The organism is Thermogutta hypogea, from assembly GCF_055386265.1.
The window spans coordinates 840812-856799 of record NZ_AP042425.1 but is presented as its reverse complement, the minus strand read 5'-3'; the positions used below and the strand labels follow the sequence as shown (position 1 = coordinate 856799).

The window sequence follows — 15988 nt, the reverse complement described above, 5'->3', positions numbered from 1 at the left end:
CCGGCCCCACGACCGATTCCATCCGATCCGGAACCGGCGGAAATCCGCCCTCAGGGCCATGAATCATCAACAGACTTCCGCCCCCAAACCAACCGCTTACGATATGGGCTTCCTCTGGTCGGTCTGCCTTGTGGCGGCCATGGGGGGCCTGTTATTCGGCTACGATTGGGTTGTAATCGGCGGCGCCAAACCCTTCTACGAGCCTTACTTTCATATCGCACCGAAGAGTTTTTGGCAGGGGTTCGCTCAAAGCAGCGCCCTGGCGGGGTGTCTCGTCGGGGCCGTGCTCTCCGGAATGCTGGCCGACCGCTGGGGACGCCGCCGTCTTCTCGTCGCGGCGGGACTACTCTTCACCGCCTCCGCCGTGTGGACGGCCCTGGCCGAGAGCTATGTTTCGTTCAACGCGGCGAGAATCTTGGGCGGGATCGGCATCGGCTTGGCCTCCAACCTTTCGCCCATGTACATCGCCGAGGTATCGCCCGCCGAGGTTCGCGGCGTTTTCGTTTCCATCAATCAACTCACCATTGTGATCGGCATCCTGGCCGCGCAGATTACGAATTGGGCGATCGCTCAGCCCGTCCCTTCCGACATTGCGGAAGCTCAATTAGCCGATTTCATCCGCGGCACTTGGAACGGACAGTTCGGCTGGCGGTGGATGTTCGGAGCGGAGACCATCCCCGCGGCCACATTTTTCATCCTCATGTTCTTCGTCCCGGAAAGCCCGCGTTGGCTGGTCAAGGCGGGGCGGGAAAAGGCCGCCGAGCTGATTCTGGCCCGCGTGGGAGGAAAGCCGTACGCCGACCATGCCCTGCGCGACATTCGCGACTCGTTGGCGTCGCAAGACGGAAATCGTGTTCGTGTAAGCGAGCTGCTCCAGCCGGGGATTCTCCGCATCGTCGCACTCGGAGTGTTTCTCGCGGTCTTTCAACAGTGGTGCGGCATCAATGTGATTTTCAACTATGCCCAAGAGGTATTCCAAGCGGCGGGCTACGGCGTCAGCGCCGTTATGCTGAACATCGTCATTACCGGCGTCACCAATCTCATTTTCACGTTCGTCGCCATCTACACGGTGGATCGCTGGGGACGCCGGACCTTGATGCTGATGGGAGCGGGCGGTCTAGCGGGAATCTATTTCGTCCTCGGCCTGGGGTATCACTTCCACAGCACCGGCATACACATGCTGGTGCTGGTCGTCTCCGCCATTGCCTGCTACGCCATGTCCTTGGCACCGGTAACCTGGGTAATCATCTCCGAAATTTTTCCGAATCGCGTTCGCGGCGTGGGCGTCTCCATCGCGGTTTTCTCGCTGTGGCTGGGGTGCACGGCATTGACGCTGACCTTCCCCCTACTCTTGGGAGCCTTGGGGCCGGACGGAGTTTTTTGGCTCTACGGGGCGATCTGCGTCGCGGGCTTCATCGGGATCCTGCGATTCCTCCCCGAAACCAAAGGAAGTACCTTGGAGGAGATCGAGCGTCAACTCTTGAAGGGCAAGGCTACGTCACGGCCGCGCGCGTAGTACTATTCGGCGGCATCCCAAGTTGAAGGGCGGATTTTCGACGGACATTCTGGGGGATCTTGCCATGTTACATCGCGGATGGCGTTTAGGTTGGACGTTGATCACATGCGCCGCGCTCACCCTCCTCAGCGAAGCTCTCGTCGTTGCCGAGGAAGTGCTGCCTTTGCAAGGCACGTGGCGATTTCGCCTCGACCCGCTGGACGAGGGCATCCAAGGGGCCTGGTATTCCCAATCGCTCCCTGATCGCATCGAACTGCCCGGTATGCTGCAAGGACAAGGCTATGGTTCTCGGCCCGGCCGAGGCAGCAAGTGGCTGGCGGGTATCGGTCTCAAGCTGCAAAACGATCCGCGCTTCGCGGAGTTCTTTTCGGATGACAATTTTCTTTGTCCGTTTTTCCTCACGCCGCCGCGACACTACGTGGGTCCGGCTTGGTACCAGCGCGACGTTGATATTCCGGACAGTTGGGCCGGCCGCCGCATCACGCTATTTCTCGAGCGCGCTCACTGGCGCACCGACGTTTGGGTTGACGATCGATCGATCGGTTCTGCCGACTCCTTGGCCGCGCCGCATATCCACGACCTCTCGGACCACCTCACTCCCGGTCGGCACCGACTCACCATTCGCGTGGATAACAGTTATCTGATACCCGTGGGAACCAGCGCCCATAGCATTTCGGACGAAACGCAAGGCAATTGGAACGGCATTGTGGGAAAGTTGGAACTCCGCAGTCGCGCCCCCGTCTGGATCGAAGAACTCCAGGTCTTTCCAAGTTGGAGCACGAAGTCGGCGGAGGTAAAGATCACGCTGGGAAACCGCACGGGTTCCCGCGGCCGCGGAACGATCACGCTTCAGGCGGACCTGAAAGGCGACGTGGGCGGCGCTATGCACCACGCACAAGAGTACCCCGTTCTGTGGGATGAAGACGGCGGTCAAATCACGCTCAACTATCGTCTGGGCGAAACGGCCCGACCTTGGGATGAATTCGATCCGGCGGTGTACGAGCTATCCGCCGCACTCGCCGCGAACGGCGACTCGGGGCCGGAAATCACGGACACGGCAACCACCACGTTCGGCTTTCGAGACCTCGCCGTCCAAGGCACGCAATTCACCGTCAATGGACGCCCGATCTTTCTCCGCGGAACGCTGGAATGCTGCATTTTTCCCCGCGAGGGGCACCCTCCGATGGACGTGGAGTCGTGGCGTCGGATTTTGGCGACGGCCAAATCCTACGGCCTCAATCACCTGCGGTTCCATTCGTGGTGCCCGCCCGAAGCGGCTTTTCAGGCTGCCGACGAAATGGGAATGTACTACCAAGTCGAAGCCTCGTGCTGGGCTGCATTCGGGGATGGAAGCCCTGTGGACGCATTTGTCTACAGTGAGGCCGCGCGCATCCGCAAGCATTACGGAAATCATCCGTCGCTGCTCTTGATGGCGGCGTCTAATGAGCCGGGCGGTCGGGCACGCGATGCCTTTTTGACGCGTTGGGTCGAGACCCAGCGTCGCAGCGACCCGCGGCACGCCTACACCGCCGGTTCCGGTTGGCCCTCCATCCCGGCCAATCAGTACCACGTGCAACATGCGCCGCGTTTGCAGGCATGGGGACCGCTCCAGTTGAACAAGACGCCGCAGACCTGGGACGACTACCGGGAACACATCCAAAAGCAAGGAATCCCCGTCGTCAGCCACGAGATCGGCCAGTGGTGCGCTTATCCGAACGTCGTCTCCGAGCCGGAGAAATACACGGGTTTCTTCCGCGGTTCTAATGTGGAGGTCTTCCGTGAAATCCTCAAGCGGAAAGGACTGTGGGAACAAGCCGAAGAGTTCCTCGCGGCATCCGGCCGATTTCAGGTCGCGCTGTACAAGCAGGAAATCGAAACGGCACTGAGAACGCCGGGGATGGCAGGATTCCAACTATTGGATCTGCACGACTTTCCCGGTCAGGGAACCGCTCCCGTGGGCGTCCTCGACGCCTTCTGGGAATCCAAAGGGTACTGCACGCCCGACGAATACCGCCGCTTCTGCAATTCCACGGTGCTGCTGGCGAGGATGAAAAAACGGGTATTCACGACCGATGAGGCCTTCGACTGCCGGCTCGATATTGCGCATTACGGGCCGCGCACGCTCGACCAGGTCGTGCTGAAATGGCGACTGCACCAGGGGGATCGCGTGCTCGTAGAAGGCGCGTTGACCGCTTCGGATGTACCGACGGGCGGGGTGACGACGCTCGGCGATCTACGCCTGCCGACGGCCGATCTGCCGGCTCCCGACGAATTGACGTTGACCGCGACACTGGAAGGTACGCCGATCGAGAACGATTGGAAGATTTGGATCTATCCGAAGAATCCGCCGATCGAGACTCCGCGCGACGTCGTGCTCAGTGACGATCCCGAAACCGCTTGGCAGGCCGCGGAAAGCGGCAAGCGTGTCGTCTTGCTGGCGCCGCCGGGGCGCATCGCCGGACAGACCCTGGGAACTTTCCAGCCCATCTTCTGGAATCGTATCACATTCCCATCACAAACGGTTCACACGGTAGGAATCGTCTGCCGACCCGAGCACCCGGCTTTGCGGGATTTCCCGACGGCCTTCCACGCCGATTGGCAGTGGCAAGAACTGCTGGATCATTGCAAACCGATGTTACTGGACGGCCTGCCCCGCGAACTGCGCCCGATCGTGCAGCCGATCGACGATTGGAGCGATGCCCGCAAATTGGGATTGGTTTGGGAAGCTCGCGTTGGAGAGGGTCGATTGCTGGCGTGCAGTATCGACCTGACGAAGGACCTGGAACAACGGCCTGTCGCTCGGCAACTGTTGTCCGGTCTTCTGCGGTACGCCGCGTCGCCGGAATTCTCGCCGGAGGTCGTGTTGGAACGGGTAGCCTGGGAGGGGTTGTGGCGAACCCCCGGCGTTTTGGAGCAACTCGGGGCGCAAGCCTCCGCCGACAGTAGCGAACCGGGTTTTGAACCGGCTTGCGCCATCGACGGCAACACCGAGACCATGTGGCACACGGCCTGGACCCCCAGCCCCTCGCCGTTTCCCCATCATTGGACGCTTGAATTGCAGCGGCCCGTCGCGCTCAAAGGCCTGCGTCTCGTGCCCCGGCAAGACGGAAATCCCAACGGACAATTGGCGGAATGCGAAATCCAGTTGAGTGACGACGGCAAGGCCTGGGAAACGGTCGCCCGGCAATCGTGGGACACTCGCGCCGTGGAGAGGGAAATCACATTCGCCGCCCCGCGGGAAGCCCGATTCATCCGGGTCGTCGCGCTCCGGGAAATCCGCAACCGGCCCTTCGCTTCGATTGCCGAAGTGGAATTGATCTTGAACCCATAGCCGGCGGCAATCCGCAATTTGGCCAATGCATAATCCGCCGCGCCGCACGAACGCGGCGCGGCGGGATCGGAATCATTCCGAGATTCCGGCCGAGACCGGCCCTTCTACAACCGAATCGGTCGCCTTTCCGCGGATCTAGACGGGTTCAGCTCTCCAAAATCTCCTTCGCGACGCGATCGAAGAACTTGACGCATTCGGCGATTTCGGGCAGCGAGTTTTCCCAATTGTACTCGTATTCGATGGAGAATACGGCCTTGAGTCCCTGCCGGTGAATCTCCCGCAAGAGGGCCGGCACGTCCGCCTTGCCCGTCCCCCACGGGACGTCGTGCGCCCCGCTTCCGAATTGATTCAGATCCTTGAAATGGAAGGAGATGATCCGTCCCTCGAGCTTCTTAATCGCCTCAAGAGGCACGATCTCCGATCGCATCCAGTGGCCGGTATCCGCGCACGCCCCGATGCGTTTGCCGCGGCCTTGGCACACTTGAAGCACGGTATCCGGGTTCCAATAGATCGAGGGCTTGGGATGATTGTGAAGGGCGACGTTGATTTCGTACTCGTTGCACAACGGCTCGATGGCATCGAAGGCGTCGAAGGGCGGCTCCGACACGATCGTTTCGATGCCCATATCCTTGGCGAAATCGAAGACGCGGCGGTTGTCGTCGGCATTGGTTCCCAGTCCGCGGACGCCGTAATTCACCAACTTGATCCCCGAGTCGGCCAAGCGGGCCTTGACCTCGCGTCGTCCTTCCGCAGAGAGCGATTCATCGAATTTGGCGTCGCCCTCCGGAGCTAAACGTTGGCCCGGATATGCTTCGATATAGCGCAGTCCGACCTGGGCATTCTTCTTGATGGCTTCGAAGAAGCTGAAGCGATTGAAACTATACGCTTGGCAGCCCAGTCGCCATCCCAACTTTTCGGCATGCGGGGCGCCGTCAGCCAGTTTGGCCTCTTGCGCCGAGCCGATGCCCACCAGCCAACGCGGCGCCGCCAGGGTCCCCATCATGGCAGCGGAGGTACCGACGAAGCTTCGACGACTCAACATGATGCCATCTCCCATATTTCAGTGAAGCCAATGAACCAAAAACTTCCAAATCGCGGTTGCAGCGCCGAGCTACGAAGCCCGAGACCTAACTTGCCGCCGTCACGACCGTGGCCGCCGGCGGCGAAAGCGACCTGCTACTCCGTGCCGATCGTCCTCCGTGAACCGCGGAAACGAGCAAGCGCCGGGCCATCGCGCCACGTATCCGACTGCCTTGAGTATAGCGCCGCTGAGAAACGGTAGCAATCTAGCGACGCTCTCGCTGTATCACTCAAGACACCTTGGGACGCCCGGCACCAGGTTCTGCATTTGCAGGAGACGGCCACTTCGCCGAGTAATTAGGAAATTACCCCTGGTCGACGAAGCTCGGAGGCACAAAACCGGCTCCGCAGTCCGGCAGCACGATGGGCCGAGCCGAACCGGAACGTGCGGAACTTGATGCAGGCGGACTTCCCTCGGCCGACGGGGCGAGATTGCGGGATGAGTTTTCACGGCCGGCTTCGGCTGACCGCAAGATGCGTTCCAATTCCTCGACCCGCTCGGCAACGGCGTTGAATTCGTCCGCGAAGTCTTTCCAAAAGTCACCCTGCCGGAAACGCAATGGGTTGACGCTTTCGCCGCGCGCCAGTGCCCGCATCGAGCGGCGCAACCGAATCAGGGGGCCGGAAAACCGATTGCTCAACCGGATGATGTCCATCAAGATCAAGGGTAATACCACGAGAGACGCAAAGAACGGAGGCCCGAACCGGAACCACAACTCCTCCAAATGGGCGAAGACCGGTCGCGGAGGACCGGCGATGACGCGCCAGCACAGCAGCATCAAAGCGACGGCCGCCAAACAAAGCACCCAGTACGTGACTACCCGGAGGAGTAGTGCAGCCTGGACCTCCGGATCGACGAAGAGCCGTTGGCGCAATTGTCGCGAGTTTTCCATGGCCATAAGACGCAGCTTGGAGCGAACGGAAACGGCATGCGGGCGGCACGCTGAGCAGGCCCCCGCAAAGCCGGAAAAAAGGTATGGTTGGTTAATGAAATGTAGCTCAAGAATCTGGGGAATAATGCCATCATGGATAGCGATCGGCGGTACTTATCCGAGCGAATCTCCGGCCGACGTCGTTGGTCGCCGAAGTCGCATCCCCGGTTTCCGTCCGGTCTCCTATAATCCTAAATGCACTGCCGGGGACGATATCCCCGCCCCCGAGGTAGCTCCCTTACAAACAAATTACGCCATGCCGTCACCCGGAACGAATCTTGCCGCCGTCCTGCCGATTCCCTCCCACGTGTGGATATCCCACTGGAGGCCGTTGGTGGCGCGGATCGGGGAACTGGAACCGCGATGCCAATCGCTCTCGGACGCCGACTTGCGCAAGCGGAGCCTGGCCCTACGCTATCGTGCTCGCAGTGGAGAGCCGCTCGGGCGTCTGCTCCCGGAGGCATACGCACTCGTCCGCGAGGCAGGTCGGCGTCGCCTCAACATGCGGCATTTCGATGTCCAAGTCTTGGGGGGAATCGCGCTGTTCCACCACGCCATCGTGGAGATGCAGACCGGGGAAGGCAAAACGCTCACCGCAACGCTGCCCATGTATCTGTACGCCTTGGCCGGGCAAGGCTGCCATCTGGCGACCGTGAACGACTACCTCGCCAAACGTGACGCCGAATGGATGGGACCGATCTACCAGGCTTTGGGGCTGACCGTGGGCGTCATCCAAACGGATATGTCGCAAGAGGCTCGGCGCAAAGCGTATGCGGCCGACGTCACCTACGGTACCGCCAAGGAGTTCGGTTTCGACTTCTTGCGAGACAGGCTGCTCCTTCGCAAGATCCGCGAGGGGCAAACCGATCTTATCGGCAGCATGCTCACCGATCAGAGGGTGGAAAGCGGAGAACAACCCGTTCAACGGGAACCGTTCTTCGCCCTCGTGGACGAGGCCGACAGCATCCTCATCGACGAGGCCCGAACGCCTCTCATCATCAGCGCCCTGCCCACGGAAGAGGAACAGATCGCGGTGGAGTGTTACAAATGGGCGGCTAGCGTGGCCGAGCAGTTCCTCGAGGATGAGGACTACGAATACGACCACGAGAAAAAGTCGGTGGAGCTGACTCGCGAGGGACGACGCAAGGCGCGGCAACTCCCCAAACCCGAAGCCATGGCGGCCGTAGGTATGTTCCATGTGTACGAATACTTGGAACGCGCGATCAAAGTGGCGAGAGACTTCATCCGTGATCGCGAGTACGTGGTTCGCGATGGGGAAATCGTCATTGTGGACGAGTTTACGGGACGGCTTTCCGAGGGGAGAAAGTGGCGGGACGGAATCCACCAGGCCGTGGAGGCCAAAGAAGGCGTGGAGGTCACGGTTGCGACGGGGCAGGCCGCCCGAGTCACCGTGCAAGACTTTTTCCTCCGCTACCGGCACTTGGCGGGCATGACGGGCACCGGCCGAGACTCCAGCCGAGAGTTGCGCCGTATCTACAAGTGCCCGGTCATCATCATCCCCACCAATCGTCCCAGCATTCGCAAGCGCTTGCCCGACCTGATCTTCGGCACCGAAGCGGAAAAATGGAAGGCGGTCGTCGATGAGACGTGCGAAATGCACGCCTTGGGACGCCCCGTATTGATCGGAACGCGGTCCATCGAGAAATCGGAATTCCTGTCCCGCCTGCTCAAGCAGCGAGGAATCGAGCACGACGTCTTGAACGCGCATCACGTGGAAAAGGAAGCCGCCATCGTCGCGGAGGCCGGCAAGATGCGCCGCGTGACGGTTTCCACCAATATGGCCGGTCGGGGAACGGATATCCGCCTGGGGCCGGGGGTGGCTGAACTGGGCGGATTGCACGTGATTTGCACCGAGATGCACGATGCCGCCCGCATCGACTGGCAGTTGCGCGGACGTTGCGGTCGTCAAGGCGACCCCGGCTCCTTCCGCCAATTTTTGTCCTTGGAGGACGAGCTCTTGGAAAAGGGGCTCGGGCCGAAGCGGGCCGCACGCTATGCGGCGTTAGGGCGGCGGTCCCGGCGTTTGTTCCCCGAATTGGCATACCTTTTCCGAAAAGCTCAACGAAGAATCGAACGCCGGCATTTCCGTGATCGCCAAGCCCTCATGCACTTCGAACGCGAGCGAAAGAAGATGCAACGACAGATGGGGCAGGATCCCTATCTGGACACACCTAGCTGAGAAGCTCCCTGGGCCCTCTCACGACCGGTCGCCGGCGGGCGGCCGCCTCGCCGACCCCTTGTGCGACGCTTTCCCTCGGCTTCTCGGCCTGAGAAACAGAATCAAGAGCACCAGAGGTACCAACACCAGCGCATACCGAGGCCGAAAAACCACGACTGCCGTCAGGAACGGAACGGAGAGCGCCAACCACGCCGGCAGCTTCTTTAGCTCGGGAAAGGCCAGCCAAAGCATTACGCACAGGATGCCCATGCGACGGCAAGCCGCCTCGAACATGAGATGAAATTCATTGGAGGGCGGAACGATCAGGTAGTAGACCGCACCTCCGATCAGCACCACGCCGAGCACACCGATCAGATGACGCTGGAAGTCTTTCGCAAACTCACCCATCAGCTCGGCGGTCCCTTCTCGCCGTCTTGTGAATCCTCACGAAGTCATGCCGGCACAGTACGAGTCAAACGGGGTGACGGTGCATCGCGCGTCTGCTCCGGCCCACGACGCCCCGCGGCACAACCCTATCATTTCGGAAGGTCATACGAAGCGGCGAGTCTCGACGCGCTTTGCAGCTCGCCGCGGAAGCCCGGGGGAAATGCCATCTTAAGATGTCGCCGGCGTTCTGTCCACGGCACGCGCAGAGGCATCGGCATGAGGAGCCGCCACCCGGTGACACACGCGGCAGGCCGATCAACGTTCCACAGGCACGGGCTCGCCGGGCGTCGAGCGCTGGGGCGACCGCGCCCCTGGGGTCAGAGCTGATGCAGAAAGAACTTCCAGAATACGAACACAAACGCCATCAGCAGAGCCGGTAACAGGACGAAGAAGATCATCGGACCGACGACCCCCTTCGCCCCCGTCGGTCGCAGCGTGCGCGACAACCCGATCGGGAGGGCCGACGGTTCGATGAGCGTACCGGTCGTGTGCGGCTCGGCGTTCGTCTCCGTTTCCAACGGAACAACTCCGCTGATCGCCGGCAGATTCGGCTTGGTCTCGGCAAGGTGAAGTTTATCCCAGGAGAGGGGAACGGCCACGCGCAGGCGCCTTCGCCGGGGGCGATCAGCCGCCGAACGGAGCCAGGCCGACTCGTCCAAAGGATAGGGGATGTCCGCCCAGGGTGTCAGCCTCGCGATGACCTCCGACGCGGAAGCGATTCGGTCGTTCGGATGCTTGGCCATCATATCCGCCATGACGTCCACGAAGGCGGCATCGAGTTCGGGATTGAGCCGCCGGGGGTCCAGCGGCTTCAACTCGCAATGGGCGCGGACCTTGTCCGCCGTACTGCCTCCCGGAAAAGGGACCTTCCCGGTCACGACGTAATACAAAGTGCAGCCCAGCGAGTAGATATCCCATGCCGGCGTGGGGTTGTGCGGGTCGCGGATGTGGTCCGGCGAAAGATAATCGACGGTCCCCACGATCCTGCCGTAGCGCGGATCGTGGACGGCGTCGCGGCCCGCGGGGCCGGCCAAGCCGAGATCGGACAATTTCGCCAAGCCCTGGCCTGTGACCAGAATGTTGCCGGGTTTGACGTCGCGATGGACGAGGCCTTTTTGGTGGGCATGATGCAGGCCGGCAGCCGCCTGCGAGATGATCGAAGCCGCCGCGTGCATCCGCAGGGGACCGAACTGACGGATCAACTTCCGCAGATCGTTGCCCGGCACGTATTCGGTCACCAAATAGACCACGTTCCCATCCATCCCGGCGTCGAGAGCGCGGACCAAATTGGGATGGTCCAACATGGCTTGGGCGCGAATCTCACGGAGAAAGTTCTGAACCGCCTCCGGGCTGGACTTGTGGCGGGGTAGCACCTTGACCGCCACCACCCGATGCAGGACCGTGTGCTCTCCCTTGAAGACCTGTCCCATGCCCCCTCGCCCGATCGAATCAATGATTCGGTACGGTCCGAGGTTGAATTTCGTGCGGCCTTCCAGGAGTTGCTTGGCCTGCCAGGCGTTCAGACGCCCCAACTCCACCAACTTCTGCGCCAACCGTTCCTCGTAAACGGCCGCCCCGGCCACGAAATCGGCTCCCGTCCCGAGCGCAGCCTTCGCCTCATCCAGATGGGCTTGGGTGACCAGCCGACTGGCCAATGCGCACATTTCGAAGCTGGTTTCCCCGTGAATGGCCATGCAATCTCGGGTCATCAACATACGGAACGGCGACGAGCACGGCGAACGACCAAACCCGCCCCGTCAGGGTCGTTACTTCAGATTATACCGTCCCCGCGCAAGGTTTTGGCAATTTTTCGACGAGAAGGCGATCCCGACTCCTGTCCCCGGGATCGCCGTCAACGGCCCGCAAAACAGCCGGCCGCTGTTGCTAGTAAGGATAGAGCCCCTTCAGACACCGCTTTTGCACGTCCGGCAATTGATAGTCCAATTCGACTGCCTCCTTCCCGATTTCGATCCCCCCCACGCTCGGATCCCAAAGCCATGTCCATTGTCGCAATTCATCCCGGTGCAGGATACAGCGATCGAGGACCCGCGTACGTCGCTCTTTTTTCCATCCGCCGTAGGCCCAAGAATACTGCCAAATCTCGTGCCGGATCGTCGCGGCGCCGGGGAAATCTCCCTCGTAGCTGGTCGGCAAATCTCGAATCAGCATGACCAAAACGCGGATCGTCTTGTCGTCGCCGCCGAAATAGAGCGGCTCGACTTTATTCTCATAATGCCGTGAAGCTCGAATGTCCTCTTCCACCCAAGCCCGCGCATCCTCGTCAACCTTACTGTCGCCCCTGAAGAACGGATCGAACTCCAAAACGGGAGCGAAATCGAAGCCGTCTATGCGGACGCGTCCCTCGCCGAAGAGTATCAGATCGTACCGGCCGGGTTTGAGGTTCCGCAGCAGCCAAACGTCCTCCCCTTTTCTCTCGGCCACGGCGTCCATGACCGGGGAATCGATTTTGGCTTTGGCATCCACTTCTCGTGTGGGATTACCGTCCTGATCCCAGCGTCGCACGGCCCCCAAAGCGCGGATCGGCAGGTCCCCGCTCACGCGGACGGTAAGATCGGCCCCGCGCGCCAAGCCTTGCTCCCACGATAAACCCTGCAAGTGCAGGAAGACCCCCAACGCAAAAAGTGCGGCGAGCGGGACGCCTCGATTCATGATTCGGCGCTGCTCCATCGATGGCATCATCTCGCTTCCTCCACCGCGGTTTCTAATGACGATTCTTGGTGCCCTTATCGCGGCCGGTCGGGCCTTTGACGCAGCGTTTCCAGCATTTGGCGGGCCTCGCCCACCAACGGGCTGCCGGGATAGTCTTTCAAGAGCGAATCCAGCGTCGCGGCGGCCCGGTCGGTTTGTCCCCGTGCGACGTCGCTCCGGGCTGAAAGCAGGAGTAGTTCTTCCATGTAAGGCGAATAGGGATTGACCACCAGCAGCCGATCCGCCAAAGCCGTCACGACGTCGTGGCGTTTGCGGCCGGCCCAGTACTTCGCCGTCAACAGCGGCAGATAGCCCTCGATCATATCGGCGGGAAACTCTTCTTGCCACAAACGGATTTCGTGGATGGCGCGTTCCCACTCTCCGTTTTGCAAGAACTCTTCGGTGGATCGGCTGTGTGCGCCGCGCCAGGCGGTCCTTTCGATTTCATTCCTTCGCGAGCCGGCAAGCTCCTCCGCCCGGCGGTATGCGGCCGTCGCAGACTCGGCATTTCCGGTCGCCGCGTAGTAGTCGCCCAGAACGCGATGATACGTGCGGCTGACCGCCGCGTTGCCTCCGTTGCCGGCCAAGAGACGCTCCGCTTCATCCAAATGGGGCTTCGCGCCCGTGGCATCGCCCATGTCATTGAGTAGCACGTCGGCCAAGGCAACCAGACACTCGGCTTTGGCGCTCGGCGAACTCACCCGGGCCATTCCCCCCTGCCGAATTGCGACCGCCGTCGCTGCATCCACAAAGACTTCCCGTGCCAAAGTCTCCCCTAGGGATGCCAATCGCAACCAAACGGCTTCGTCACGGTCTGCCCCCGTCGCCCCCGAAAAAGCAGCCTTCACGGCGTCCAGCGCGGCTTTCTGATACTTGTTTCGCTGCTGTGCGAGGGTTTTTGCGTCTTGCGGTTTGGCTGCCGCGGCTTGCTCCTCGTCCACGAAAATGGTGTTGGGCGGAGGAGGAGGAAGATACTGATCGGCCTTCGCCAGGTAGGCCGAAACCAATTGAAGCAGGCCGGGGGCGTCGAGTTTCTCGGGTCGGTAGCTCTCCAAAACAGGGATCACCTCATCCAAGGTCAAGCCTTTGTCCTGCGGCGTCAACCTCGGTCGCTCGACCTGAATGCGGTGCGTAATCTCGAACGGCCGGCCCGCGCGGATCAAGGACAATTTGACAGGGTAGATTCCCGGTCGCAAAAACACGTGGCCAACCTTGCCGCCCTCCGCGGTCTGTCCGTCCCCGAAGTCCCAGACCACGCGAGGTGACCCCGCCAACGCACTCGGCCCTGTCTCGGCGAACTCCACGGCCACCAAAGGGACGTCGTTATCCGGCAAGGGAATGTCGCTGACGATCCGGAAATTGAAATCCGGCAGAAAGCGTTGGTCCGGCGCGGAAGGCGGGCCGACTTGGGGACGAACGATTGCGCCGGCGCGAAAGACCTCGGGCGGGATCGCCGCGGGAGCCGCCGGTTTGGGCGCTTTGGGGTCGACCTCCCAGGCAGCCACCGCCACTCCGGCTTCGGTCGTAGAGGCGTGATAGTACTCGAAAAGATGCCTCCCGGCCTCGAGGCGAACGTCTCGCCGCGTATCCGGGGTGGCCCAGCGCGTCGGCGGATGGCGCCCCGGGGCTTCGGCCACCACTTTGCCGTCAATCAGAAGGAAACTGCAATCCTGACTGGAGGTGAAAAAACCGTAAACACCGGCGCGAGAGATGTTCAGGAAACCCGAGTATTTGCTGAAATACGGCCCCGGGCTGAGTGTAAACGGGTTTCCGGCGTGTTGCACGCCAGTCACGTAGTCCGCCCCAATGCTTTTGGCGGCGTCGAAGGCCTGGCGGACCGAATCAAGCTGATTCAGATTGCAGTCCCGAAATTCTCGGGTCTCCAGCAGCAGTCCGTCCTGAGCCGTCCAAGCGGGGCGCCGATCATCCGGAAAGGCCGGCCCGCCGTAAAGTATCTCGTAAGGCGACCGGGTGGAAAGGGTCTGAAAGGCCAGGCGGCAGAAATCCCCAGGCCCAAGTTGCAGCACGCGCATCGGCGCCAATTCATTGCCCGTGGCGACGATCACGTTCTTCCCGTCGCTCTGAATCGCGCCGTGATGATAGAACTCGACGACGACGATGGGAGCCGAGGCATCGGGCGGCAGCGCGACCGGCCGAAGATAGGGGAATTCCTGTCCACCACGCCGAAAGTTCTGTCCTACGGCAAATGAATCGGCCGTCGCAAGCGCCAAGATCATTCCCATCAAGTACAGGGAAACCCGCACCGCCGCGGCTCGGCGGGCGGCCTCGTGCCGTCCTCGCGTTCGTCCCGTCATACGCCCTGGTTTCCCCCAACCACGTCTGTTGCCGCTTCGCTGCCACAGCCGACGATGGACAACCCAGCCCTCCGCCGAAACGACGCCGAAAGGATCTCCGGCGACGTTCCCAACGTTGCGGCGGGGCTTCGCAACCTTTAATCTATTAGGCACGGCAGCCCAAGGGAAGTAGAAATCGAGTCGAGCGGCGACTGCTCGGAAGGGGACTGCCGTTGGCGTTGTCACGCTGCGCGGGCGGCGCGACCAGCAACGCAATCGCGGACCGCGCGACGGAATCCTTCGGCATCGCCCGCGGGACGACGGTGAAGGCGAGTGACGGCCGGGCATTCCTTGAACGGGAGATCCTCACATGGCAAAGAGCGGCGTGCGCGTGGCGATCATCGGTCTCGGTTTCGGGGCGGAGTTCATCCCGATTTACCAACGGCATCCTCAAGCCGAGATGTACGCCATCTGTCAACGCAACACCGAGCGACTTCAGAAGATCGGCGATACCTTCGGCGTGCCCGTGCGGTATCACCGCTACGAGGACGTTCTCGCCGATCCGAACGTGGACTTCGTTCACATTAATTCCCCCATTCCCGATCACGCGTGGATGTCCGTGGAAGCGCTCAAAGCGGGCAAACATGTCATGTGCACCGTGCCGATGGCCACCACCATCGAGGACTGCCGGAAAATCGTGGAGCTGGTCCGCGAAACCGGCTTGAAGTACATGATGGCCGAAACGGTTGTCTATTCCCGCGAGTTCCTGTTCATCAAAGAGATGTACGAAAAAGGTGAGTTGGGGCAAATCCAGTACCTTCAGGCCTCCCATACCCAGGATATGGACGGCTGGCCCGAATATTGGGAACGCATGATTCCCATGCATTACGCCACCCATGTCGTCGGGCCGTGTTTGGGTCTGATGAATAGCCGCGCCGAATACGTCTCCTGTTTCGGCTCGGGAAGAGTCCGCGACGACATCCGCGAGAAGTCGGGCAATCCTTTCGCGATCGAGTCCTGCCACATCAAGATCAAGGATTCCGACGTAGCCGCCCACATTTGGCGCTTCCTGTATGATACGGCCCGACAGTACCGCGAGAGCTTCGACGTGTACGGCAGCAAGAAAAGCTTCGAATGGACCTTGGTCGAAGGAGAGCCGCACATCCTACACACCGCCAAGCGTCCCGAGCCGGAGATTCCCAGCAAAATTCGGGCGCCGGATTACGCCCACCTCTTGCCCGAACCGATCCGCGCCTTCACCCAGGCGATTCACGACCCCGAGCACCGCTCGTTCATTCAGGGCGCCGGCCATGGCGGATCCCATCCCCACTTGGTGCACGAATTCGTGTCGGCGTTGGTGCAAGACCGCGATCCGTGGCCCAACGCGGTTCAGTCCGCGAACTGGACTTGCGTCGGCATTTGTGCCCACCAATCAGCGATGGAGGGAGGACGGATCGTCTCTTTGCCCGATTTCACGTTGGCGTAGCATCCGGTAAATGC

Annotated in this window: 10 protein-coding genes; 4 read left to right on the top strand and 6 right to left on the bottom strand. The window is 61.2% G+C overall.

The window, feature by feature from the left end; genetic code table 11:
* The first annotated feature begins 58 nt into the window (after window positions 1–58).
* A complete protein-coding gene (locus tag ACZ5B4_RS02885) occupies window positions 59–1516 on the top strand; it encodes a sugar porter family MFS transporter (RefSeq protein ID WP_464912940.1) in 1458 nt (485 codons plus the stop codon).
* 64 nt (window positions 1517–1580) lie between these two features.
* On the top strand, window positions 1581–4847 hold the full coding sequence (locus tag ACZ5B4_RS02880) for a discoidin domain-containing protein (protein WP_464912939.1): 3267 nt from the start codon (window positions 1581–1583) through the stop codon (window positions 4845–4847).
* A gap of 145 nt (window positions 4848–4992) precedes the next feature.
* On the opposite strand, the gene ACZ5B4_RS02875 is transcribed toward ACZ5B4_RS02880, so the two are convergent.
* A complete protein-coding gene (locus tag ACZ5B4_RS02875) occupies window positions 4993–5889 on the bottom strand; it encodes a sugar phosphate isomerase/epimerase family protein (protein ID WP_464912938.1) in 897 nt (298 codons plus the stop codon).
* A 343-nt stretch (window positions 5890–6232) separates the two neighbouring features.
* Window positions 6233–6826 (bottom strand): hypothetical protein, encoded by a 594-nt coding sequence (locus ACZ5B4_RS02870; protein WP_464912937.1) that lies wholly within the window; start codon window positions 6824–6826, stop codon window positions 6233–6235.
* A 289-nt stretch (window positions 6827–7115) separates the two neighbouring features.
* Here ACZ5B4_RS02870 and ACZ5B4_RS02865 point away from each other — a divergent pair, with 289 nt between their 5' ends.
* A complete protein-coding gene (locus tag ACZ5B4_RS02865) occupies window positions 7116–9059 on the top strand; it encodes a preprotein translocase subunit SecA (RefSeq protein WP_464912936.1) in 1944 nt (647 codons plus the stop codon).
* An 18-nt stretch (window positions 9060–9077) separates the two neighbouring features.
* Here ACZ5B4_RS02865 and ACZ5B4_RS02860 read toward each other — a convergent pair whose 3' ends face one another.
* From ACZ5B4_RS02860 to ACZ5B4_RS02845, 4 genes are all read right to left on the bottom strand, one after another.
* Window positions 9078–9446 carry a hypothetical protein gene (locus ACZ5B4_RS02860; protein ID WP_464912935.1) on the bottom strand — a complete coding sequence of 123 codons (369 nt, stop codon included), beginning with the start codon at window positions 9444–9446 and terminating at the stop codon, window positions 9078–9080.
* Between the two features lie 356 nt (window positions 9447–9802).
* On the bottom strand, window positions 9803–11179 hold the full coding sequence (locus tag ACZ5B4_RS02855) for a serine/threonine-protein kinase (RefSeq protein WP_464912934.1): 1377 nt from the start codon (window positions 11177–11179) through the stop codon (window positions 9803–9805).
* 190 nt (window positions 11180–11369) lie between these two features.
* Window positions 11370–12185 (bottom strand): hypothetical protein, encoded by an 816-nt coding sequence (locus ACZ5B4_RS02850; RefSeq protein WP_464912933.1) that lies wholly within the window; start codon window positions 12183–12185, stop codon window positions 11370–11372.
* A gap of 44 nt (window positions 12186–12229) precedes the next feature.
* Window positions 12230–14509, bottom strand: a complete 2280-nt coding sequence (locus ACZ5B4_RS02845) for a PKD domain-containing protein (RefSeq protein ID WP_464912932.1) — start codon at window positions 14507–14509, stop codon at window positions 12230–12232.
* Window positions 14510–14858: 349 nt separating this feature from the next.
* Between ACZ5B4_RS02845 and ACZ5B4_RS02840 the strand changes: the two genes are divergently transcribed.
* Entirely contained in the window at window positions 14859–15974 is a 1116-nt protein-coding gene (locus ACZ5B4_RS02840; RefSeq protein WP_464912931.1) for a Gfo/Idh/MocA family protein, read from the top strand.
* Window positions 15975–15988: the final 14 nt, after the last annotated feature.

What these genes read in the sequence shown, in the direction of transcription:
- ACZ5B4_RS02865 (WP_464912936.1), top strand. Translation starts at nt 7,116, where the DNA reads ATGCCGTCACCCGGAACGAATCTTGCCGCCGTCCTGCCGATTCCCTCC.
- ACZ5B4_RS02840 (WP_464912931.1), top strand. Translation starts at nt 14,859, where the DNA reads ATGGCAAAGAGCGGCGTGCGCGTGGCGATCATCGGTCTCGGTTTCGGG.
- ACZ5B4_RS02860 (WP_464912935.1), bottom strand. Translation starts at nt 9,446, where the DNA reads ATGGGTGAGTTTGCGAAAGACTTCCAGCGTCATCTGATCGGTGTGCTC.
- ACZ5B4_RS02850 (WP_464912933.1), bottom strand. Translation starts at nt 12,185, where the DNA reads ATGATGCCATCGATGGAGCAGCGCCGAATCATGAATCGAGGCGTCCCG.
- ACZ5B4_RS02870 (WP_464912937.1), bottom strand. Translation starts at nt 6,826, where the DNA reads ATGGCCATGGAAAACTCGCGACAATTGCGCCAACGGCTCTTCGTCGAT.
- ACZ5B4_RS02845 (WP_464912932.1), bottom strand. Translation starts at nt 14,509, where the DNA reads ATGACGGGACGAACGCGAGGACGGCACGAGGCCGCCCGCCGAGCCGCG.
- ACZ5B4_RS02885 (WP_464912940.1), top strand. Translation starts at nt 59, where the DNA reads ATGAATCATCAACAGACTTCCGCCCCCAAACCAACCGCTTACGATATG.
- ACZ5B4_RS02880 (WP_464912939.1), top strand. Translation starts at nt 1,581, where the DNA reads ATGTTACATCGCGGATGGCGTTTAGGTTGGACGTTGATCACATGCGCC.
- ACZ5B4_RS02875 (WP_464912938.1), bottom strand. Translation starts at nt 5,889, where the DNA reads ATGTTGAGTCGTCGAAGCTTCGTCGGTACCTCCGCTGCCATGATGGGG.
- ACZ5B4_RS02855 (WP_464912934.1), bottom strand. Translation starts at nt 11,179, where the DNA reads ATGGCCATTCACGGGGAAACCAGCTTCGAAATGTGCGCATTGGCCAGT.